The organism is Bacillus sp. SM2101 (assembly GCF_018588585.1).
GTDB lineage: Bacteria > Bacillota > Bacilli > Bacillales > SM2101 > Nanhaiella > Nanhaiella sioensis.
The window spans coordinates 153,384-175,245 of the sequence record NZ_JAEUFG010000006.1 but is presented as its reverse complement, the minus strand read 5'-3'; the positions used below and the strand labels follow the sequence as shown (position 1 = coordinate 175,245).

The following is a 21,862-nucleotide window of genomic DNA, read 5'->3' as shown; positions in this document are numbered from 1 at the left end:
GTCTTGTTTTGCGTTTTGCTGAACAAGACTCTTTTTGTATTTGTTAAATGGTAAGAAAGTATAAAATTACTTCGTAGTTTCATTCACTGTATGATGTTTATCTATGTGTAATCTCAAGCACCTATCCCCTCCAGGGTCACTTCACCATTTCACCCTAAGGTAAAAAGCGCCTTCGTGTAAAATGCCTCCAGTGCTTGTCGGGGATGATCAAGGCGCTTGCGCTTTTCTTAATTGTCTAGCTCCAGCGCCTATCCCCTCGAGGTCACTTCACCATTTCACCCTAAGGCAAAAAGCGCCTTCGTGTAAAATGCTTCCAGTGCTTGTCGGGGATGAACAAGGTGCTTGCGCTTTTCTAAATTAGTCAGCATGTTATAATAATAATAGGCTAAGTTTGGAAATAGGAGGAATAAGATGACAGTGACTGATCGTGAACAACAAGTTTTAAATGATATAATTGCTTGGGAAAGTCGATTCTCTCAATTGAACCCGACAGACTTTGAATTATTATATGACAAATGGCTGCATAAATCTTTTCAACTTCTTCCTGATGATATAAGAACAGAGTTTTTTGTGAAGCTAGATAACTGGTTATTTCATTTACATGCAATGATTCAAGGATCACAGCCACAAATAGATACGAGAGAACAAATCATTACTTCTGCAAGATTATTTGATGAAGACATAAATCAATTAACAGATTTACAAACATTATCCATAGATCAGCTTACATATTTATGTGAACAGCAAGTTGCCAAGAGTAGATTATATTCTTTTGTTCAAGGTGGGATTACTGGTACAGGAGGAGCTCCGTTTTTAGGAATAGATTTACCTCTTATGTTAATTATCAACTTAAGGGCAGTTCAATTAATTGCTATGTCATATGGCAATGAAATAAATACACCTTCCGAAATGATGACAGCATTGAAGGTATTTCACGGTGCGACACTTCCAAAAAGATTACAAGGCAATGCATGGGGAAATTTGTTGAACGATATGGAAAATTCAACTCAGTCATTTTTTTATGAAGGAAATGAAAAACTAATGAATGAAGAGTGGCTGGACCAACCTCTTAAACAGATACTAAAAACAATGATGATTTACTTTTTCCGTAGAAAAATGATTCAAGGAATACCAATTGTCGGTATAGCGATTGGAGCGGGTATAAACTATCAATTAACTAGAAATGTTACAACATTCGCACAAAAATATTACCAATACTCTTATCTACATAAGAAAGGTGGGAATCCTTTATGAGCACAATAGAACATAAAAAAGAGGCCCCAAAGCTGGTTAGATGTAAAGTGATAACAATTAGTGATACGAGAGATAAAATGACAGATAAAAGTGGACAATTAATGATCTCTTTATTAAAGGATAGTGGTCATCAAGTTGTTGATTATGACATTGTGAAGGATGAACAGCAGCTTATTCACCGTTCAATAATAGCTGGGTGTGATCAACAAGATATTGATGTTGTTCTCACAAATGGTGGCACTGGTATTGCAAGACGAGATGTGACTATTGAAACAGTTAAAGATATGATAGACAAGGAGATAGTAGGTTTTGGAGAATTGTTTAGAATGTTAAGCTACACTGAAGATATCGGTTCTGCAGCTATTTTATCACGTGCGATAGCTGGTGTAGCAGGTGATACAGCAATTTTTTCTACACCGGGTTCTTCTGGAGCCGTTAAGCTTGCAATGAATAAACTTATTCTTCCGGAGCTTGGCCATGTAGTCCGTGAAATACGAAAGGACTTATAGTATTTATTTAGTTGCAGTGCTAACATGTGCACCTATCCTCTCTAGTCACTTCACCATCGACCCGAAGGCAAAAAACGCCTTCGGGTCGATGGCTTCTAATAATCAAGGTGCCTTCGGCTTTTTCTTATTGTCTAGCTCCGCCTCCTAGCCTCTCGAGTCGTTTCACCTTTACATCAGAAGACAAAAAGCGTCTTCAGTCGTAAAAGTTCCAACGCTTGTCGAGTCTGACCAGTCGGCTCCGCTTTTCTTAATTGTCTAGCTCCGCCTCCTACCTCTCGAGTCGTTTCACCTTTACATAAGAAGACAAAAAGCGTCTTCAGTCGTAAAAGTTCCAACGCTTGTCGAGTCTGACCAGTCGGCTCCGATTTTCTTAATTGTCTAGCTCCAGCGCTATCCCCTCGAGTCACTTCACCCTTTCACCAGAAGGTAAAAAGCACCTTCTAGTGAAAGGCTTCCAGTGCTTGTCGGGGATGATCAAGGCGCTTGCGCTTTTCTTAATTGTCTAGCTCCAGGCGCCATCGGCTCGAGGTCATAAGTCAAGCCGATGAGAAAGTTAAAAAGCAACCTTCTCGTCGGCTTTTCTTATACTTGTCTTATGCTTGTCGCCGATGACGGGACGCCTTCCGCTTTTCTTTACACATGTATTTTTTCGGTTACATTTTGGTTGATTCGATACCATAGCCATAAATCATTAATAATGGAGGCTAATTCTGCTATTTCTGAATTGAGTATGCATGAACGCTGAAAATCATTTTCATTTCCAAGTGCCGCTTGTTTGTTATTTATTATCTTTTCTAAATCTGCAATACGGTCAGGGATTTTCCCTCGAACCTTCTCCCAATGCAACAATATTGCTTGCTGATCATTTTTAGTAAAGTCTTCCCAATTCTTCTGAAGTTTAGGAATGGATATTCCTAAACGTTTATCCATTATAAAATTTTCTATCATTAACGTTCCTCCAAGACTAGTTACTTATCGTTATTGTACATTACTAAGTTCTTTTTATCCAATAGAGAATTTTTGTACTTATTATAAAAATTCTATTGAAATCTTGTAAAAGTGCTGTTAATATGTATGAATAAATATAAGTTATTGAGAATAAATATACAAAATAAATGAGGGAGAGTTAAGATGACTAATCAAAAAATTGTTTTAGCATATTCAGGTGGCTTGGATACTTCTGTAGCAATTAAATGGCTTCAGGAGCATGGATACGGGGTTATAGCGTGTTGTTTAGACGTTGGGGAGGGAAAGGATCTTCAATTTGTTAAGGAAAAGGCGTTAAAGGTTGGAGCAATCAAATCATATGTCATTGATGCTAAGGAGGAATTTGCAAATGATTACGCTTTAATATCATTGCAAGCACATACGTTATATGAAGGGAAATATCCATTAGTATCTGCATTATCAAGACCACTAATTGCAAAAAAGTTAGTAGAAGTTGCAGAGCTTGAAGGTGCAGTTGCTGTCGCTCATGGTTGTACTGGTAAAGGAAACGATCAGGTGCGTTTTGAGGTGGCTATTAAAGCACTCAATCCTAAATTGGAAGTGTTAGCACCAGTTAGAGATTGGAGTTGGTCTCGTGAAGAAGAAATTGCATATGCAAAAAACAAAAACATACCTATACCGGTTAATTTGGATAGTCCATTTTCCATTGATCAAAATCTTTGGGGAAGAAGTAACGAATGTGGTGTACTAGAAGATCCATGGGTAGCCCCTCCAGAAGAGGCTTACGAACTAACAGCTAGCATAGACAACACGCCAACTATACCTGATATTGTAGAAATTAGCTTTGAGAAGGGGGTTCCTGTATCTTTAAATGGCAAAAAATACTCCTTAGCAGAGCTTATATTAGAATTGAATTTATTAGCTGGAAAGCATGGGGTAGGTAGAATCGATCATGTTGAGAATCGTTTAGTCGGTATCAAATCTCGGGAGGTGTATGAATGCCCGGGAGCAATGACACTTATAAAAGCTCATAAAGAACTAGAAGATATAACATTAGTCAAGGAAGTGGCACATTTCAAACCACTCATTGAAAAACAGCTCACTGAATTAATTTATAATGGACTGTGGTTTTCACCATTAAAAGATGCGTTACTTGCATTTTTAGCTGAAACACAACAGTTTGTGAACGGTATCGTACGTGTGAAATTATTTAAAGGGCATGCGATCGTTGAAGGAAGAAAATCGCCAAACTCATTATATGATGAAAAATTAGCAACCTATTCTACGGAGGACGAATTTGATCATTCTTCAGCAGTAGGTTTTATAACACTGTGGGGGTTACCAACGAAAGTGAGCAGTATCGTTAACAATGAGAAGGTGATAGTGTGAAGAAACTTTGGGGAGGCCGTTTTACACAAACAGCTGAGGAGTGGGTTGAAGAGTTCGGTGCTTCTATTCCCTTTGACCAAGAACTAGTAGAAGAAGACATTAAGGGTAGCCTTGCACATGTAGCGATGTTAGGTAAATGTGGAATATTACCTGAAGGTGATGTTCAAAAGATTAAGCAAGGGCTTCAGTTATTAGAACAAAAAGCATTAAACAATGAAATGTCTTTTTCTGTGAGTGAAGAAGATATTCATCTTAATATTGAAAAAATGTTAATTGAAGAGATAGGGCCTGTGGGTGGAAAGTTACACACAGGCCGAAGTAGAAATGATCAAGTAGCAACGGATATGCATTTATATTTACAAAAAAATGTGAATGAAATTATATTATTAATTTGTGAATTCCAAGCTGCACTTGTTACGCAAGCAGAGCACCATATTGAAGCGATTATACCAGGTTATACACATCTACAACGAGCCCAGCCAATATCCTTTGCACATCACTTAATGGCTTATTTCTGGATGCTTGAGAGGGATAAAACTCGATATAAGGAATCATTAAAGCGTATAAACCAATCCCCGCTTGGTGCTGGAGCATTGGCTGGAACAACATTTCCCATTGACCGTGAATATAGCGCTTCATTGTTAGGTTTTAATAGTATTTATGAAAATAGTATAGACGCAGTTAGTGATAGAGATTTTATTGTTGAATTTTTAAGTAACAGCTCTATGCTAATGATGCACTTATCACGCTTATGTGAAGAAATGATTTTATGGTCTAGTCAAGAATTTCAATTTATTGAAATCGATGATCGTTTTGCAACAGGAAGTAGTATTATGCCACAAAAGAAAAATCCAGATATGGCCGAGCTAATTCGTGGGAAAACTGGCAGGGTTTATGGAAATTTATTTGGATTATTAACTGTCTTAAAGGGGACGCCGTTAGCTTATAACAAAGATATGCAAGAAGATAAGGAAGGAATGTTCGATACTGTAAAAACTGTTATTGGTTCACTACAAATTTTTACAGGCATGATTGCATCAATGGTTATCAACAAAAATCAAATGTCAGCAGCGACTAAGCAAGATTTTTCAAATGCAACTGAATTAGCTGACTACTTAGCATCGAAAGGATTGCCATTTCGTGAAGCTCATGAAATTGTAGGGAAGCTTGTACTAACATGTATTGATAGAGAATTTTATTTGTTAGATTTACCATTCAATGAATACAAAAATGCATGTCATTTATTCGAAGAAGATATATTTGATTATTTGGACCCATATACTGCTGTAAATCGTAGAAATAGTGTAGGAGGGACTGGGTTTCGGGAAGTAGAAAATGCAATATTACAAGCTAAATTACGCTTAGAAAAAAAGTAATCCGGGGTTATAAAACCCTGGATCATTTATTATAGTTAATTATTCAAAAGTTACAAATCTTTTTCAGTTCTAACGATTAATACGTCACATTTTGCATAACGTGTAATCGCTTCCGAAACGCTTCCGATAAAAAACCTTTCAATTGCATTTAGCCCTGTAGCGCCACAAATGATAAGGTCTACATTGTGTTTAGGTGCTATCTCTTTTGCAATATGTGCTTTAGGTGACCCAAAGTCTATATCAATAGTTATTTCTTCTACACCAGCCTTATTTGCTAGATCTTGATATTCTCCTAGGAGCTCTGTAGCATATTTCTCAGCTCTTTCTGCTATCATTCTGTCATAAGTCTCAACCGTGGCAAATGATCTTGTATCAACAATATGTGTTAGAACAATACCAGCATTATTTCTTTTGGCAATTTCAACAGCTTTCTTAAAAGCCCATTCAGCCTCTTTTGACCCATCCACTGCGACTAGAATTTTGTTATAAGTTATGCTCATATAAAAATCACCCCTTAGGATTTATATTTCTTTATATTACCAGTATAGCATGTTAAAAAAATTAGAAACTAATGATGTCTTGAAAATATTATGACAATTAAAAAGGGGTGTTGATGATGAACAAACATAAAAATAATACAGGTACTAAAAATCAGTATAACTATTTCGAAGAGGCTTCAGAGGAAATTAGTCAACAAATAACAGAGGCATACTCAAGTGGTGTAATTGAGCAACGATATGATAAACAACAAGAAGCTGAGGATATTAATAATAAATAATAAATAGTAAATAGTATAAACTAAGACATCATGACTTAAGAGGTCATGGTGTTTTTGGTTGGGAAAATATACAAAGAGAAACATCTTGTAATATAATAACAATGTACAACTTTACATATATAGAACATAGTCAATTAATGTTGGAAAAAATACATGTAATGATATTTAGGGGGAGGGTGAAATTGTGAGACATGCACTGATTACTGCAGGGGCAAAGGGGCTTGGTCGGAAAGTAACAGAAAAACTGTTAGAGAAGGGATACTCTGTGACAGTGAATTATCGTACGTATGATAGAGCTGTTAAAGATTTTCAAGATCAGTATAAGCACTTGGACGACCGATTGCAATTTATCCAAGGAGATGTAACGGATAAAACAAATTTAATTCAACTTGTTGATAAAACAATGGAGAGGTTTGGACGAATTGACTTCTTAATTAACAATGCAGGACCTTATATTTTTGAACGCAAAAATCTTATAGATTATGAAGAGGCTGAATGGTATGAAATGATTGAAGGCAATCTTAATAGTGTCTTTCATTTGCTCAAAAAAACGCTCCCGATAATGCGAAAACAACATTTTGGTCGAATCATTACATATGGGTTCCAAGGTGCTGATGCTGCTCAAGGTTGGATTCATAGGTCTGGGTTCAGTGCAGCTAAAGTTGGCCTAGTATCATTAACTAAAACAATTGCATTAGAAGAGGCTTCATATGGAATTACTGCAAATATGGTATGTCCAGGTAATATATTGGGTGATATGAAGGAAGCTTCTATTTCGGACGCTAGAAGCATGACAGGTATGAATCACACACCAATAGGTAGGTCTGCTACAGGAGAAGATATTGCAAGAACGATTACTTTCTTATGTGAAAATGACTCAGACATGATAACAGGTTCTATCATTGATGTGACAGGCGGGGAAAATGTAATAAACAGATTTAGGTAATTCAAACCACCTATTTTTGTAGCATTTAACTCCATTGTTCTTACAATCAGGTGAAGGTGGTTCTCCACCTGATTGTAAAGTGTGGTTTTACTCGAAAAATCCTTGAAGCCAAGGTTCAACATCTAAGATTTCATCTCGCATTTTAACTGCAAGTTCTTGAATTTCAGCCTGAGCATGAGTACCAGGCTTTCTTTTGCTATAAAAACTTAAGAAAGATGTTAGATTGCATGTCATTACAATATTTGTATTTACAGATTGTGGCAAAATAGCACGTGCGTCTTCAGGCTTAACCTTCATTTCTATTAGTTTATTATACATATTTTGTATATCATCCATGTAAGTTGAAAAAACCTCTAATTGTTCTTCATTTAATGAAACAGGGCTTGAATAAGTAAAGCCACCACTTTTACTATCACTGCCGTAATTTACATACCTTTGAGATTCGATGGAATATGAAAAGCCAACTCTGTGGCGCGTTAATTGAGCCATAAGCGCTCTTGAAACACCTTCAAGAGCAAACGTAAATGAGATATGTTCCATCGTAGAAGTATGTCCGCTATGAACAATATGTCGTATTAATCTGTCCATATCATTTCCACTTCCACCATCTGTAGCAGGTTTGTTTAGGTATCTATGCCCTTCTTGTTCAACAATTTCGGTTGGTAAAAGATAGGAATAACAGTTTCTTATTGCGGTAAAGGCAACTAATTTGCCATCTGTTACCCCTAAGTCTAGTACATCTTTTAGTTGTTCTCGTTTTTTATTGGATAGCTGGGTGTGAGAAAATAATTCAACTTTCATAATATACCTCCTGATTGTCTTGGTCAGCCTGCTTTTCTTAATTGTCTAGCTCCACGCGCCATCGGCTCGAGGTCATAAGTCAATCCGTCAAGAAGGTTAAAAAGCAACCTTCCAGCCGTCTTGTCTTATGCTTGTCGCCGATAACCAGGCGCCTTCCGCTTTTCTTAATTGTCTAGCTCCACGCGCCATCGGCTCGAGGTCATAAGTCAATCCGTCAAGAAGGTTAAAAAGCAACCTTCCAGCCGTCTTGTCTTATGCTTGTCGCCGATAACCAGGCGCCTTCCGCTTTTCTTAATTGTCTAGCTCCACGCGCCATCGGCTCGAGGTCATAAGTCAATCCGTCAAGAAGGTTAAAAAGCAACCTTCCAGCCGTCTGGTCTTATGCTTGTCGCCGATAACCAGGCGCCTTCCGCTTTTCCTGCTTCATGTGGGATGATCAAGGCGCTTGCGCTTTTCTATATAATAGTTAACTCCTTAGGGAATTTTGTTAAGGTTTCAATGCCGTTTTCAGTAATTACGACATCGTCTTCAATTCTAACCCCACCTATTTCAGGTATGTAAATTCCAGGTTCAATAGTATATACCATCCCCGGTTGTAATAGCATGTTGTTAGTTGCACTCATTGAAGGATACTCATGTACTTCAATACCGAGTCCGTGTCCAATTCTATGAGTAAAGTATTCACCATATCCTGCACTAGTAATAATATCACGGGCAGTCTTGTCTACTTTTCCAACTTCAACCCCAGGTTTGCTAGCCTCAAGTGCAGCTAATTCTGCTTTTAAAACAGTCTCATAAATCTGCTGTTGTTGGTCACTTATGTTACCTAATGCTACTGTTCTTGTTATATCTGAGCAATAGCCATCAATAACAACCCCTAAGTCAAACAAAATAAAATCTCCTTGCTGGATTTTATCAGTACTTGGGTTTCCATGAGGAGAAGCTGTTTTCTTTCCTGTTAAGACCATTGTTTGGAAAGACATTTGTTGAATCCCTTTTTTCTTGAGTTCATATTCAATCGTAGCCAGAATCTCCATCTCTGTTTTACCCTCTTTAATCTCGGAAACTCCAACTTCAATGCCGTAATCAGCTAGTTCTGCAGCCTGTCGCAAAATGTCAATCTCTTTGCTATCCTTTAACATTCTAAGCGTGTTTAGTTTTTCTTCTGCACGAATAAACGAAGCATTTGGATATAAGCTCTGAAGTAATTCTAGACGGCTAACATTCAGGTGGTCTTTTTCTACTGCAAGTGAATGGATGTTTATTTTTCTTTTGGCTATGGCAGTAGCAATAAATTCCCACGGATTGTCGGTATCGTTATATCCTATAATTTCATATGTCCAACCTGCGTCTTTTACTTGCTGTGTTTCCATTTGTGGACACACTAGTATAGGTTCTTCTTGCTGAAATACAAGTAACGCTAATAATCTTTCATGAGGGTCACTCAAGAAACCGCTATAATAGAAGACATTTGACGGATTCGTAACAAAGCACATAGAGATATCTTGCTCCGTTAGCCACTCTGAGAGTAGTTTAAGACGTTGATTCATTTAACAACACCATCCCTTTTGAAAAATCTTATTAATCTTGAGCCTAGCAGGGAAAGGTGAGAATGTAAACAGTTAATTACGATTAGCAAACGAAAATTAGTTTGAAAATAACAGCTATAGGATTATACTCATGAGTGTAAGGAGATTTTCATACATATAAAAAAAGGAGGGATTTTTGTGCAAGTATCGTTTCATGGCCATTCAGTTGTTGTGATAGAAACGAAAGGCAAAAAATTGATCATCGATCCATTTATTAATGGAAACAATTTAACAGATTTACAAGTGTCAGATTTACTAGTAGATGTGATTTTAATAACACACGGACATAAGGATCATGTTGGTGATACCGTTCAATTAGCTAAAAAAAATGATGCACTTGTTATTGCTCCATATGAATTAGCTACTTTCCTAAGCTGGCAAGGTGTAAAGGTCCACGGTATGCATATCGGTGGGTCTTTTGACTTTGATTTTGGTACTGTCAAGCTAACACAAGCATTTCACGGCTCTAGCTACATAGATGAAGAAAAGAAAGAAATTATTTATACCGGTATGCCTAGTGGTATACTATTTAGCTCAGAGGGTAAAACCATATACCATGCAGGAGATACCGCGCTATTTTCTGACATGAAAATGATTGGTGAGCTGAATAATTTAGATGTTGCATTTATTCCTATTGGAGATAATTTCACGATGGGTCCTACTGATGCACTTGTTGCTGCGGAATGGTTGCAGGCAAAGCTCGTTGTGCCAATTCATTTCAATACATTCCCAGTGATTGAACAAAATGCCGAACAATTTGTTAGCCAATTAAAAGGTAATGGAAAAGTATTACAGGTAGGCGAAGGCATTCGCGTCTAGATTAAATAACTGTTAATCAACAAGATAAATTAACATTTGAATAATGGTTTATACATTGAATGTTGAAATAAAGAGTTTGTTTTGAAAGCGATCAAAACAAGCTTTTTTTATTTGAAAAGGGAATGAGTAAATCATAAAGAATATTATATAACAAGGAAAAATCTTTTTCGTAAATCATGTTGCGAATAGCAAAATAAGATTTTAAGCTAGTTTCATCCAATAATAACCAAAGATTCTTTTCGTAAGTTTTCTTGATACTTTTAACAGTTTGATGAGTTTTATGAAAGCTTAATAATTGTAAAAGTAGAGAAGATGGTACGAATGCTATTTGTATACGTGCTTATAGAACGAAAAGCAACAAATAATACGAAAACAGCCAGGTGAAACGTAAAAAAAGCTTTATTTAGGGGGATAAGATTGACTACTGAAATTATTTTTGCTTCGAAAAAATTGGGGCATATTACTGATACACAGTTACAGTCTATGCTTCATAGATTTAACTTAGGTAAATTTGTCTCTTCAGAAAAAACAGCAAATGGTGTTATGGGACAAACTTTGCTTGTTACGTCTACTGAAGGAAGGTTTGTTCTCAAAGGAAATCCGCTTTTTTCTGGGCAGTTTGCTGAAGAGAAGTTTTTTGTAGAAAAAATACGTGATCGAACAAGCATAGCTGTTCCTACACCTTATCTTGTTGATGATAATGAAGATATATTTGGTTGGAAATATGCAATCATGCCATTACTTCCAGGTAAACATTTAAGAGAAGTTAGTAGTAGGCTGTTTTTAGAGGACAAATTTAAAATTGCTGAAGTGATAGCTGAAACGCTTACTGCACTACATAGTTGGAAAGTAAATGACTTTGGTGAGTTAAATACGAAAGATTTCAGTATACGTCCTTTTGATGGTACATACAGAACATGGCTATATAACAGAATTAATTATTGGTTGAATGATGCAAAAAAGTATTCAACTATAACTACTGAAGACATATTGTGGGTAGAGGAATTATTAAACAGTGCAAAAGGATATTTTGATAGCATCACTTCACCCGCATTCGTTATGGGAGACTTTAAACCAGAAAACTTTTTGTTACATACAAATGATAGAGGATGGAGTATTAGTGGTTTATTTGATTTCACGAACTCCTATTTTGGAGACCCAGTTTCAGATTTAATAAAGATGCTCATACTGTATATTGATAATGGCGAACAGGAAATTGCACGACATTTATTGTCTGTATACTTACATAATGTAGAAGAAAAAGAATCTTATCAACAACGAATAAAAGTACACATGCTCCAACAAAATGTACTAGATTGGGGCTGTGCGAAAGCTATGGGGATGGTTACATGGAAGCATGATCTATCATTTTCTAACTGGGCACAACAATATGTTGAAGCAGTAGCCGATTTAATAAACTAATAACACATACATAATTAGATGTTTTACCCTGGTAACTTGTTCCACATGTGAAAGTAGGAAATACGAAAGAGCCTTTTCCTTTTGTAAATGAGAGGAATTTATCTATTTTATGTATCTACTCGATCAGCTACTTCTTTTTAAGGCATAAGGTGCATATTAATTAGTACAAACTCTATTTGAAAGGATTGAAACAAATGAAAAATAGACTGTTGCTATGCCTTCTTATTAGTAGTGCGATCATATATATTGCGGTACCCTCTTTGTCTTTTACAACAGATACCTTGCATGGTGTTTATTCGCTCGTCTGGATTAGCTTTGGGATCATTGTTATAGGAGGTAATTTAGTGGGATTGTTGTATTTACCTAAGAACAAATCATCACAAAAGGTTAGATTATCTAAAAATCAAGTAAAAAAAGTAAAACAGTACCAATAGCTTCATTGAATCAATTTGCTCACACCTTTATAATAAAGAAAAATAGGGTTAGATAATCCAAGCGGTGTCCATATTTGGTAGTGTAATAGTAGGATTTTAACAAACTTCTAGCTACTACCAATAATGAAACCGAGAAAAAGGGTGAATAAATTGGCTACAAAACATGAACAAATATTACAACACATTGATAGCTTACCGGTAGGGGAAAAAATTTCAGTTCGCCAAATTGCAAAAGATATGAGTGTAAGTGAGGGAACAGCGTACCGTGCAATAAAGGATGCAGAAAATAAAGGCTATGTGAGTACGATTGAACGTGTCGGAACAATTAGAATTGAACGTAAGAAAAAAGAAAACTTTGAAAAGCTTACATATGCCGAGGTTGTAAATATTGTAGATGGGCAAGTTTTAGGTGGAAGAGAAGGCTTACATAAAACACTGAACAAAATGGTCATCGGTGCAATGAAGCTCGAAGCAATGATGCGATACACTGGGGCAGGAAATCTATTAATAGTTGGAAACCGGACGAAAGCACATGAACTTGCATTAGAGGCGGGAGCAGCTGTATTAATTACTGGTGGCTTTGATACTGATGATTATGTGAAAAAGCTAGCAGATGAACTACAATTGCCGATCATTTCTAGTAGTTATGATACGTTTACTGTTGCAACAATGATCAATCGAGCCATATATGATCAATTAATTAAAAAAGAAATTGTGTTAGTTGAGGATATATTGACTCCTATCGAAAATACCATTTATTTAAAGGTGAATGATCCGGTTTCAAAATGGTATGAATATAATACTGAGACAAAACATAGTCGATATCCAGTAGTTGATGATCAATTGAAAATTCAAGGCATGGTTACCGCAAAAGACATTATGGGGAGTAACAATGACACGGTGATAGAGAAAATAATGACGAAAAATCCATTGAACGTAAGTGGGAAAACGTCAGTAGCATCATGTTCTCATATGATGGTTTGGGAAGGGATTGAAATGCTCCCGGTTGTGAACCAATCAAATAAGCTTCAAGGAATAATTAGTCGGCAAGACGTGTTAAAAGCATTGCAAATGATTCAACGACAACCTCAAATCGGAGAGACAATTGATGATCTAGTGACGAGTCATTTTGTAAATATATCTACTAGTTCAAAAGAAAGTGAAATGTATCGGTGTGAAGTAACACCACAAATGACAAACCATCTTGGAACAATCTCTTACGGTGTATTTACGACAATCGTAACGGAAGCTGCTAATAGAGTTCTTCGTTCTTTTAAAAAAGGAGATATAGTTGTAGAAAACATTACAATCTATTTCATTAAACCTGTACAAATTGAGAGTATGATTGAAATACGTCCAAAAGTATTAGAAGTGGGTCGTAAATTCGGCAAAGTAGATGTAGAGGTTTACAATGAAGGGGTGGTTGTTGGAAAAGCTTTAATGATGTGTCAACTTATTGACCGGTCATAAGTGCTTTACCTTATCTTAGAGAATATGTGTGCGACCGAATTCTACTAAATACAAACACCTTACACGGTAGATTGTCATCGTCCAAGTAATAACAGAAGCGGAGATATGCTATCTCCGCTTTCATCCTTTATTTAAGTTCTTCAGCTTCTTTAATCGCTAGTGGTAAAAAATATTTATACGCTCGATACCCTGCCCAAATACTACCTCCACCAAACAATATCAATATCGTTCCAACAATGAATGTAATCGTTGTTGGGAATAATATTAGCTGGTTAATTGCAAATAATAAAACGAAGGTACCAAGTGCCATACTAGATTTAGCAGATATCCACTGACGTTCAATCGGCCTTTTTGTTCTGAAGTATTTTATTTTATAAAATAAATAAAATGAAATAGATAAAACGATAAATATAACGAATACAGGCATGCAGTTAAACCTCCATCTTGTTTGTCCATTATTATTTTAGCGATTAATAGCCTAAAAAGCTACAACTAACTATGCTATGCTCTTTCATGTTATGATAAAGAAAACCATTGAATGTTAGGAGATACTAATGAAAGATAATATTTTGCAAGCAATAAAACAGTTCGACACAATTATAGTTCATAGGCATGTTCGCCCCGATCCTGATGCATACGGTTCCCAATGTGGGTTGTCAGAAATCATTAGAGCGTCTTTTCCAGAAAAAAAAGTATTTTCAGTAGGTAGTGAGGAAAAGTCTTTGAACTTTTTAAGTAGATTAGATGACATCACGGATATAACATATAATGATGCTCTGGTGATAGTATGTGATACTGCCAATGAAGAAAGAATTGATGATACGAGGTATTCCTTAGGAAAGAAACTAATTAAAATAGATCATCACCCTAATGAAACGCCTTATGGTGATATTATTTGGGTAGATACAACTGCAAGTTCAACGAGTGAAATGATTTATGAGTTTTATAAATATGGTGAAAATGAAGGATTAGTATTAAATAAAAAGGCGGCAGAGTTGATATATGCAGGTATTGTAGGAGATACTGGGAGGTTTATGTTTCCTAATACGAACCCAATAACTTTTAAGTATGCCAGTGAACTAATTGAATATGGTTTTTCAATTAATAATCTTTATAATCAGCTATACGAAACGAAACTGAATGTTGCAAAGTTAAATGGTTATGTATTTCAAAACCTTACTGTGTCAGAAAATGGTGCTGCTTCTGTTATTATAACAAAGGAAATGCTAGATGAATTTGAGGTTACTCCTATGGAAGCTTCTCAATTGGTAAGTACAATCGGACATATTCAAGGGATAAAAGCTTGGGTATTTTTTGTTGAAGAGGAAGATGTAATTAGGGTACGTCTACGCTCGAAAGCGCTTGTAATAAATGGGGTAGCGAAGAAATACAATGGTGGGGGGCACCCACTCGCCGCAGGGGCATCAATTTATTCTTGGGATACAATGAATGATGTATTGGCAGATTTAGAAAAGGTTTGTGCTGAATAAAATAACGGGAATGAATCTCACTCATTCCTGTTATCTGCTTACTTTACGATTTCAATCGTTCCATGAATATATAATGTTGTGAAATATCCAATCTTTTTTATTCTTACTCGGTATGATTTTTCATTAATTGTAAATGGTTTGTTTTCAATTGATTTCTCTAACAAAGTACTATTTTTATAAACTGTTTCAATATCTTTCGCAAGCAAAGAGCTTAGTTCTTTTCTGATTTCTTCCTGAATAAAGATGATGCTATTTTGATCTAAGTTAAATTTTTCATGTGCGGTGATGTCTATTATTATTTCTTGTAAAGTTAGTTGTTTTTTATTCTTCTCATTTAACTCTCGATAATCATCCTGCCAAATTTTTATGTCATTATTAAGTTTGAAAATTTCTTTTTGCTGACGCTCAATCATACTAACTTGTTTTTCCTGTAAAACGCCAAACATATATAGAAACACTAACCAACTAATAATGGCACCAATAGCTACTCCAGCAAAAAATCGCTGCCAATTCGGTAATTGAAAATGTGGCGGTATCCTCATCGTGATATATGTTCCTGTGTAAACCAATGAATGATTTCCGTCCCTGTTTGAGCGCCTCCCATAGCTGAAACAATAAGTAAAATTTGTTTAAATACATCACGAGTTTCTCCAGAAAATATGCCGCGCTCAAAGCTATAAATCGCATCAAACGTTCCACCAATTGCCGCTACCAATGCCCATATCTTTAATCTGTTTGACAGACGAAACATTTCAGTTAAGGGTGGTTGCCCAGATATAAATGCTCCTAAACCACCAATTAAAGCCCCACCGAGTAGAACACCGAAGGCTATAAAATAGCTTTTTATAAACATTGGGATAAACGCTTCCTTCAATTCCATACTCATCACCCTTTCGATACATGTATATGGACAAACATAAGGAAATATGTTTTTGATTTGTATAGCTTGGTTACAACAAATATAATTATTAATAGAGGGATTTGAATGAAGTAAGGAACAAAACTGTACTTGTATGAAAGTGCTATATTCTGTTAACAAAAAAATGCAACAGCTTCTGTCATTCGACGGCTAAGCTAGCTACATATTTAAATGAATCTAAGTCTACAAGTGCATTCAATTCGGATTATTTATAAATGAACTCTAAAAGTAATGATGATAAGGTAGGGGTTTCTGTGTCTTTTGTTCACCTTCAAATAAAAAGTGCGTACAGCTTATTGAATAGTGCAGCATCAATTGAAAGTTTAGTTTTAAAAGCAAAACATCACGGTTATAGTGCTTTGGCATTAACAGATGAAAATGTCATGTACGGAGCTGTTACCTTTTATAAAACATGTTTAAAGCATTCAATAAAACCTATCATTGGTCTTACAGTCTCTGTACTTGTAAATGAAAGTTCAGATGCGCCTAGTGCTTATCCGTTAGTATTACTCGCAAAAAATAATAATGGCTATCAAAACTTAATGAAAATTAGTAGTTCGGTATTAACAAAAGCGAAGGAAGGTATTCCATTAAAATGGCTCCAGCATTATAGACAAGATCTTATTGCAATCACACCTGGTCGTCATGGTGAAATAGAACAATTGTTACTTAATAATGAGGTTGAAAAAGCAAGAGAACGTGCTAATTTCTACAAAAATTTTTTTGCTAATCATTGCTTTTTCTTTTCAATTCAACAACATAGACAACAAGATCGTGAATTAACTGAGATGCTAGTAACGTTAAGTAAAGATGTTGATCTCAGTGTTGTAGCAACAAATGATGTACATTATACCGAAAAGAAAGATGCTATTGCTTATGATTGCTTAACAGCTATTAAACAAGGGTTAAAATTATCCGACGATCATTTAACTAAACTAGCCTCAAATGAGTATTATTTAAAGAATCCAGAAGAGATGCTTGAACTTTTTAATAGCTATCCAAGCGCAGTAGCAAATTCTGTTGAAATAGCAAATAGATGTAATGCTGAGATAGCACTTGGTACGGCACAATTGCCAAGGTTTCCTGTTCCAGATGGCAAGCAGTCGAATGATTACTTAGCTTCTTTATGTTTGAAAGGGTTAAAGGAACGTTATCAAGAGCCGACGGACGAACATTATGACCGTCTAATGTATGAATTAGAAATTATAAATCGAATGAAATTTAGCGATTATTTTTTAATCGTTTGGGACTTTATGAAGTATGCGCACCATAACGGTATCCTAACTGGTCCAGGAAGGGGATCTGCTGCAGGTTCGCTAGTTGCATATGTCTTATACATAACTAATATAGATCCAATAAAGCACCAGTTGTTGTTTGAGAGGTTTTTAAATCCACAAAGGGTTACGATGCCTGATATAGATATTGACTTTCCAGATACCCGTCGTGACGAGATGATCCATTATGTAAAGAATAAGTACGGGCAATTGCATGTCGCTCAAATCATTACATTTGGTACGCTTGGTGCAAGAGCATCATTACGTGATGTCGGAAGAGTAGTGGGGGCATCACCAAAAGAAGTGGACTTTTTAGCTAAAAAAATACCGATGAAGCAAGGAATCACACTTGAGGAGGCGTATCGTCAATCTTCTGAGTTTAGGGAGCGTATACAACAAACCGATGTGGCGAAAAGAATATATGAAATAGCGTTAACAATAGAAGGCTTACCACGACATACATCTACTCATGCTGCGGGTGTAATTATAAGTGATCGACAATTAACGAATATCATTCCCATTCAAGAAGGTCATGCAGATGTATATTTAACACAGTATCCAATGGATATTTTAGAGGATATTGGTCTACTAAAGATGGATTTTTTAGGCTTACGTAACCTTACATTGATAGAAAATATTATAACTATGGTTGAAAAAAAGACTGGGAATAGCATTAACCTAGATCAAACTCCAATGGATGATAAGGTCACTTACTCTCTCCTTAGTCAAGGGCAAACAACAGGTGTTTTTCAGCTTGAATCCGAAGGCATGAAGCAGGTGCTCAAAAGATTGAAGCCGAGTAGCTTTGAGGATATTGTTGCTGTAAATGCACTATATAGACCTGGACCAATGGATAACATACCGATTTATATTGATAGGAAGCATAATAAGTCTCCAATTTCATATCCACATCCTGATTTAGAGTCTATATTAGCTAAGACCTACGGTGTGATTGTGTATCAAGAACAAATTATGCAAATTGCTGCGGTAATGGCAGGATTTTCGTTAGGTGAAGCGGATCTATTAAGAAGGGCAGTATCAAAGAAGAAAAAGGATGTATTAGACGAAGAAAGGGAACACTTTGTCAATGGCAGCGTTAGCAAAGGATACTCTGTGTCGGTTGCAAATTCTATTTATGATTTAATAGTTCGCTTTGCTAATTATGGATTTAATAGAAGTCATTCAGTTGCATATAGCATGATTGCGTATCATTTAGCTTATCTAAAAGCAAATTATCCAATCTATTTTTATGCAACAATCTTAACAAGCGTCATAAGTAAGGATGATAAGCTCGCTTCCTATATTAGAGAAGCTAAGCAGCAAGGCATAAAAATATTACCACCATCCATAAATCACAGCTTCTTTGGTTTTTCAGTTGAAAAACATGGACTTAGGTTTGGACTAGCTGCTATTCACCATGTTGGAGGAGCTGCTTTAAAAGAAATCTTTCGTAGCCGAAAACAAAAAAAGTTTAGTGATCTATTCGATTTTTGCATAAGAACTTCCGCGAAACAAATTAATAGACAAACGATAGAGTCATTAGTAATGGCAGGTTGCTTTGATGAGTTTGGAGAAAACAGAGCTACTATATTAGCTAGTATAGATATTGCATTAGAGCATGCTGAACTAGTTAGACCAGATAGCAAAGATCAAATTGAATTATTTCATGAGGAATTTATGCTCAAGCCAAAATATGCTCAAGTTGCAGAATTATCCGAAGATCAAATGTTAAAGTTGGAGAAAGAAGCTGTTGGATTCTATCTCTCAAGTTATCCAACAACGATGTATGAAGATTTATTCTTCTCCATACGTACGAGAAAAATTCATCAGCTTGCAGATAATAAATCAAATGAATTAGTGAAATTAGGTGTATATATTACAAATGATCGAGTAATACGTACAAAAAAAGGGGAAGTAATGTCATTTTATACGTTTAGTGATGATTCAGGAGATGTTGATGCGGTTGCGTTTCCAGCTGTTTATAAACAATATAGTAATATTCTGCACAAGGGCAATATCGTGGTCGTAGAAGGGAAATGTGAAAAAAGGTTAGAAAAGCTACAAATTATTATTAAAACCGTTTATACAATGGATGAAATGATCAAGTCATCTTCTAATAAATCTCTTTATTTGAGATTTGAAGACACACAAATGGCTGAAGGGAAAGTTCAAGAAATAAAAAATATATTATCATCATTCCCTGGAGAAACTGCGGTACTTATATATTATGAAAGAGAACAAAGAACAATTCGCCTACCTGAAGAATTTTTGGTAGACCCTTCACAAGAATGTATAGAGCAGATGACCGAGATATTGGGTGAAAGAAACGTTGTTTTAAAATGATATACTTCTTTACTTCTATCACTATTATGTTATATTGTATAGGTATCATTGGTCAGACCAATCTACTGCTGTTTGTGACATGAGTTATATTAACATATTGAAGGAAACGTGAGTTAATAAAACAATAGGAACATTGAGTGGCAGTAAGAGAGGTATATTTTTGCTATATATTTCGCTAACTTTGTAGTACATTAAGGAGTGAAATGACATGTCATTAAGAGAAGAAGCATTACATATGCATAGTATTCATAGAGGAAAGTTAGAGTCCAAATCTAAAGTTCCTGTTCGAAATGCAAAGGATTTAAGCTTAGCCTATTCACCTGGTGTAGCAGAACCTTGTAAGGATATTTATGATGATGTACAAAAAGTCTATGAATATACGATGAAGGGAAATATGGTTGCTGTAGTCTCTGACGGTACAGCTGTATTGGGGCTTGGTAACATTGGACCAGAAGCAGCTATGCCTGTCATGGAAGGGAAAGCTGTACTTTTCAAAAGCTTTGCAGGAGTTGACGCCTTTCCAATTTGTTTGAACACAACAGATGTTGATAAAATTGTTGAAACAGTGAAATTATTGGAACCGACATTCGGTGGGGTTAACCTTGAGGATATTGCAGCTCCAAATTGTTTCATCATTGAAGAACGCTTAAAGAAAGAAACGAATATCCCTATTTTCCATGATGACCAACACGGAACAGCTATTGTTACAGTAGCCGGTTTGGTGAACGCACTTAAATTAGTTGGGAAAAAGATGTCTGAAATCAAAATAGTAGCTAATGGAGCGGGTGCAGCTGGAATAGCAATTATCAAATTATTATATAACTTTGGTGTAAGAGATATAGTGATGTGCGATTCTAAAGGTGCTATATTTGAAGGCAGATCGTATGGGATGAACAATGTAAAAAATGAAGTAGCGAAGTACACTAATCGGGAAAAAATGGAGGGAACATTAGCCGATGTTATCAAAGGTGCTGATGTTTTTATAGGTGTTTCTGTTGAAGGTGCACTAACTAAGGAAATGATTCAAAATATGGATGATGATCCGATTATTTTTGCAATGGCAAATCCTAATCCTGAAATCATGCCTGATCAGGCGAAGGAAGCTGGAGCAAAGGTTGTTGGAACAGGTCGATCTGATTTTCCAAATCAAGTAAATAACGTCCTGGCTTTTCCTGGAATATTTCGAGGTGCGCTAGATATTCGTGCTACTCACATAAATGAGCAAATGAAGATCGCTGCCGTTAAAGCGATTGCAAGGCTTGTTTCAGATGAAGATCTACAGGCAGACTATGTCATTCCAGCTCCATTTGATCCTAGAGTAGCTCCAATGGTTGCTGCAGCTGTTGCGAAAGCTGCAATGGAAACAGGTGTAGCACGTATCCAATTAGACCCAGAGAGTATTGCAGAAAAAACCCGCAAACTTTCAATTATTGGTAATGAATAATAATGTCATCAAGATCTAAAGTATATATAGAGATTGTTCATCAATTACAATGCATAATTACAGAAGATAGATTAAAAGCTGGTGATAAAATCCCATCAGAACGTGAGCTTGCTGTTAGATTAAAAGCAGGCCGCTCTTCTGTACGTGAGGCACTGAGAGCGTTAGAATTACTAGGCATAATTGAAACACGACAGGGTGAAGGAACGTTCATCAAAGAATTTGGTGACCATAGCCTTATTGAGCTAATTGGAAGCTTTATTTTACAGGATGATAAGGCTAAAGAAGATATACTAGAGACCAAATATTTACTCGAGCGCAATTCTATTTTTTTATGTTGCAAAGTAAGTAATAAAAGCTATTTACAATGTTTGAAGTCGTTAACTTCTGGTAATAACTTTGATCATGATCAATTTATGAAAACAGTTGTAGAAGCGACAAATAATAGGCTGTTGCTAAGAATTTGGCTAGTGTTATTTGATTATTATAAGTTGGAATATCATTCTTATAACCTTCCGTTAGACTATTATACAGAACTCATAAATGCGCTTGAGGAAGAAAAAGTAGACTTAGCCCTTAGCACTTATGAAAACATAGCTGTAAAACAATTGTCGATAGATGCATGACAAACTTTGACAAAATTATTTATAACATTTAGTT

Annotated in this window: 21 protein-coding genes; 13 read left to right on the top strand and 8 right to left on the bottom strand. The window is 35.9% G+C overall.

The annotated features are described in order from the left end of the window. Positions 1 to 411: 411 nt before the first annotated feature. Together JM172_RS07880 and JM172_RS07875 are read left to right on the top strand one after the other, a co-directional pair. Positions 412 to 1,254 (top strand): EcsC family protein, encoded by an 843-nt coding sequence (locus tag JM172_RS07880; protein WP_214481627.1) that lies wholly within the window; start codon positions 412 to 414, stop codon positions 1,252 to 1,254. Continuing rightward, positions 1,251 to 1,763, top strand: a complete 513-nt coding sequence (locus tag JM172_RS07875; protein ID WP_214481626.1) for a MogA/MoaB family molybdenum cofactor biosynthesis protein — start codon at positions 1,251 to 1,253, stop codon at positions 1,761 to 1,763. The genes JM172_RS07880 and JM172_RS07875 overlap by 4 nt, the downstream gene beginning before the upstream one ends. A gap of 173 nt (positions 1,764 to 1,936) precedes the next feature. On the opposite strand, the gene JM172_RS07870 is transcribed toward JM172_RS07875, so the two are convergent. Next, positions 1,937 to 2,170: a hypothetical protein gene (locus JM172_RS07870; protein WP_214481625.1), complete on the bottom strand. Its 234-nt coding sequence runs from the start codon at positions 2,168 to 2,170 to the stop codon at positions 1,937 to 1,939. Between the two features lie 226 nt (positions 2,171 to 2,396). Beyond that, on the bottom strand, positions 2,397 to 2,711 hold the full coding sequence (locus tag JM172_RS07865) for a hypothetical protein (RefSeq protein WP_214481624.1): 315 nt from the start codon (positions 2,709 to 2,711) through the stop codon (positions 2,397 to 2,399). A 183-nt stretch (positions 2,712 to 2,894) separates the two neighbouring features. Here JM172_RS07865 and JM172_RS07860 point away from each other — a divergent pair, with 183 nt between their 5' ends. After that, positions 2,895 to 4,100, top strand: coding sequence for an argininosuccinate synthase (locus tag JM172_RS07860; RefSeq protein ID WP_214481623.1), 1,206 nt, complete (start codon positions 2,895 to 2,897; stop codon positions 4,098 to 4,100). After that, positions 4,097 to 5,476, top strand: a complete 1,380-nt coding sequence (gene argH, locus JM172_RS07855; protein WP_214481622.1) for an argininosuccinate lyase — start codon at positions 4,097 to 4,099, stop codon at positions 5,474 to 5,476. The genes JM172_RS07860 and argH overlap by 4 nt, the downstream gene beginning before the upstream one ends. A 50-nt stretch (positions 5,477 to 5,526) precedes the next feature. Here the strand turns inward: argH and JM172_RS07850 are convergent, their stop codons facing one another. After that, complete coding sequence (locus JM172_RS07850; RefSeq protein ID WP_214481621.1) at positions 5,527 to 5,976, bottom strand: universal stress protein; 450 nt, start codon at positions 5,974 to 5,976, stop codon at positions 5,527 to 5,529. Positions 5,977 to 6,092: 116 nt separating this feature from the next. On the opposite strand from JM172_RS07850, the gene JM172_RS07845 reads away from it, so the two are divergent. Then, entirely contained in the window at positions 6,093 to 6,254 is a 162-nt protein-coding gene (locus JM172_RS07845) for a hypothetical protein (protein ID WP_214481699.1), read from the top strand. Between the two features lie 184 nt (positions 6,255 to 6,438). Continuing rightward, entirely contained in the window at positions 6,439 to 7,200 is a 762-nt protein-coding gene (locus JM172_RS07840) for an SDR family oxidoreductase (protein WP_214481620.1), read from the top strand. Positions 7,201 to 7,287: 87 nt separating this feature from the next. On the opposite strand, the gene thyX is transcribed toward JM172_RS07840, so the two are convergent. Then, entirely contained in the window at positions 7,288 to 8,001 is a 714-nt protein-coding gene (thyX, locus tag JM172_RS07835) for an FAD-dependent thymidylate synthase (RefSeq protein ID WP_214481619.1), read from the bottom strand. 455 nt (positions 8,002 to 8,456) lie between these two features. Further along, positions 8,457 to 9,551, bottom strand: a complete 1,095-nt coding sequence (locus JM172_RS07830; RefSeq protein WP_214481618.1) for a M24 family metallopeptidase — start codon at positions 9,549 to 9,551, stop codon at positions 8,457 to 8,459. 177 nt (positions 9,552 to 9,728) lie between these two features. Between JM172_RS07830 and JM172_RS07825 the strand changes: the two genes are divergently transcribed. The 3 genes from JM172_RS07825 to JM172_RS07815 all read left to right on the top strand — a co-directional run bounded on the left by JM172_RS07825 (position 9,729) and on the right by JM172_RS07815 (position 13,735). Continuing rightward, positions 9,729 to 10,409 (top strand): metal-dependent hydrolase, encoded by a 681-nt coding sequence (locus tag JM172_RS07825; protein ID WP_214481617.1) that lies wholly within the window; start codon positions 9,729 to 9,731, stop codon positions 10,407 to 10,409. A 417-nt stretch (positions 10,410 to 10,826) separates the two neighbouring features. Continuing rightward, positions 10,827 to 11,831 carry a phosphotransferase family protein gene (locus JM172_RS07820; RefSeq protein ID WP_214481616.1) on the top strand — a complete coding sequence of 335 codons (1,005 nt, stop codon included), beginning with the start codon at positions 10,827 to 10,829 and terminating at the stop codon, positions 11,829 to 11,831. Positions 11,832 to 12,415: 584 nt separating this feature from the next. Continuing rightward, positions 12,416 to 13,735, top strand: coding sequence for a CBS domain-containing protein (locus tag JM172_RS07815; protein ID WP_214481615.1), 1,320 nt, complete (start codon positions 12,416 to 12,418; stop codon positions 13,733 to 13,735). 127 nt (positions 13,736 to 13,862) lie between these two features. On the opposite strand, the gene JM172_RS07810 is transcribed toward JM172_RS07815, so the two are convergent. Further along, on the bottom strand, positions 13,863 to 14,162 hold the full coding sequence (locus JM172_RS07810; protein WP_214481614.1) for a YtpI family protein: 300 nt from the start codon (positions 14,160 to 14,162) through the stop codon (positions 13,863 to 13,865). Between the two features lie 127 nt (positions 14,163 to 14,289). On the opposite strand from JM172_RS07810, the gene JM172_RS07805 reads away from it, so the two are divergent. Then, on the top strand, positions 14,290 to 15,225 hold the full coding sequence (locus JM172_RS07805; RefSeq protein ID WP_214481613.1) for a DHH family phosphoesterase: 936 nt from the start codon (positions 14,290 to 14,292) through the stop codon (positions 15,223 to 15,225). A 38-nt stretch (positions 15,226 to 15,263) separates the two neighbouring features. Here JM172_RS07805 and ytrI read toward each other — a convergent pair whose 3' ends face one another. Continuing rightward, positions 15,264 to 15,767 carry a sporulation membrane protein YtrI gene (ytrI, locus tag JM172_RS07800; protein WP_214481612.1) on the bottom strand — a complete coding sequence of 168 codons (504 nt, stop codon included), beginning with the start codon at positions 15,765 to 15,767 and terminating at the stop codon, positions 15,264 to 15,266. Continuing rightward, positions 15,764 to 16,105, bottom strand: coding sequence for a sporulation membrane protein YtrH (gene ytrH, locus JM172_RS07795; protein ID WP_214481611.1), 342 nt, complete (start codon positions 16,103 to 16,105; stop codon positions 15,764 to 15,766). The genes ytrI and ytrH overlap by 4 nt, the downstream gene beginning before the upstream one ends. Before the next feature lie 293 nt (positions 16,106 to 16,398). On the opposite strand from ytrH, the gene dnaE reads away from it, so the two are divergent. From dnaE to JM172_RS07780, 3 genes are all read left to right on the top strand, one after another. Beyond that, positions 16,399 to 19,761 (top strand): DNA polymerase III subunit alpha, encoded by a 3,363-nt coding sequence (dnaE, locus tag JM172_RS07790; RefSeq protein WP_214481697.1) that lies wholly within the window; start codon positions 16,399 to 16,401, stop codon positions 19,759 to 19,761. Between the two features lie 208 nt (positions 19,762 to 19,969). Then, the gene (gene ystJ / locus JM172_RS07785; protein WP_214481610.1) at positions 19,970 to 21,205 is read left to right on the top strand and encodes an NADP-dependent malic enzyme; all 1,236 of its coding nucleotides are present in this window, start codon (positions 19,970 to 19,972) and stop codon (positions 21,203 to 21,205) included. A gap of 2 nt (positions 21,206 to 21,207) precedes the next feature. Continuing rightward, positions 21,208 to 21,828 (top strand): FadR/GntR family transcriptional regulator, encoded by a 621-nt coding sequence (locus JM172_RS07780; protein WP_214481609.1) that lies wholly within the window; start codon positions 21,208 to 21,210, stop codon positions 21,826 to 21,828. Positions 21,829 to 21,862 lie beyond the last annotated feature (34 nt).

Bases quoted from the DNA above. Each gene is read 5' to 3' on its own strand.
- thyX (WP_214481619.1), bottom strand. From the start codon at position 8,001: ATGAAAGTTGAATTATTTTCTCACACCCAGCTATCCAATAAAAAACGA.
- JM172_RS07805 (WP_214481613.1), top strand. From the start codon at position 14,290: ATGAAAGATAATATTTTGCAAGCAATAAAACAGTTCGACACAATTATA.
- JM172_RS07780 (WP_214481609.1), top strand. From the start codon at position 21,208: ATGTCATCAAGATCTAAAGTATATATAGAGATTGTTCATCAATTACAA.
- JM172_RS07860 (WP_214481623.1), top strand. From the start codon at position 2,895: ATGACTAATCAAAAAATTGTTTTAGCATATTCAGGTGGCTTGGATACT.
- JM172_RS07865 (WP_214481624.1), bottom strand. From the start codon at position 2,711: ATGATAGAAAATTTTATAATGGATAAACGTTTAGGAATATCCATTCCT.
- JM172_RS07850 (WP_214481621.1), bottom strand. From the start codon at position 5,976: ATGAGCATAACTTATAACAAAATTCTAGTCGCAGTGGATGGGTCAAAA.
- JM172_RS07875 (WP_214481626.1), top strand. From the start codon at position 1,251: ATGAGCACAATAGAACATAAAAAAGAGGCCCCAAAGCTGGTTAGATGT.
- ytrH (WP_214481611.1), bottom strand. From the start codon at position 16,105: ATGGAATTGAAGGAAGCGTTTATCCCAATGTTTATAAAAAGCTATTTT.
- JM172_RS07880 (WP_214481627.1), top strand. From the start codon at position 412: ATGACAGTGACTGATCGTGAACAACAAGTTTTAAATGATATAATTGCT.
- JM172_RS07810 (WP_214481614.1), bottom strand. From the start codon at position 14,162: ATGCCTGTATTCGTTATATTTATCGTTTTATCTATTTCATTTTATTTA.
- JM172_RS07845 (WP_214481699.1), top strand. From the start codon at position 6,093: ATGAACAAACATAAAAATAATACAGGTACTAAAAATCAGTATAACTAT.
- JM172_RS07830 (WP_214481618.1), bottom strand. From the start codon at position 9,551: ATGAATCAACGTCTTAAACTACTCTCAGAGTGGCTAACGGAGCAAGAT.
- ystJ (WP_214481610.1), top strand. From the start codon at position 19,970: ATGTCATTAAGAGAAGAAGCATTACATATGCATAGTATTCATAGAGGA.
- ytrI (WP_214481612.1), bottom strand. From the start codon at position 15,767: ATGAGGATACCGCCACATTTTCAATTACCGAATTGGCAGCGATTTTTT.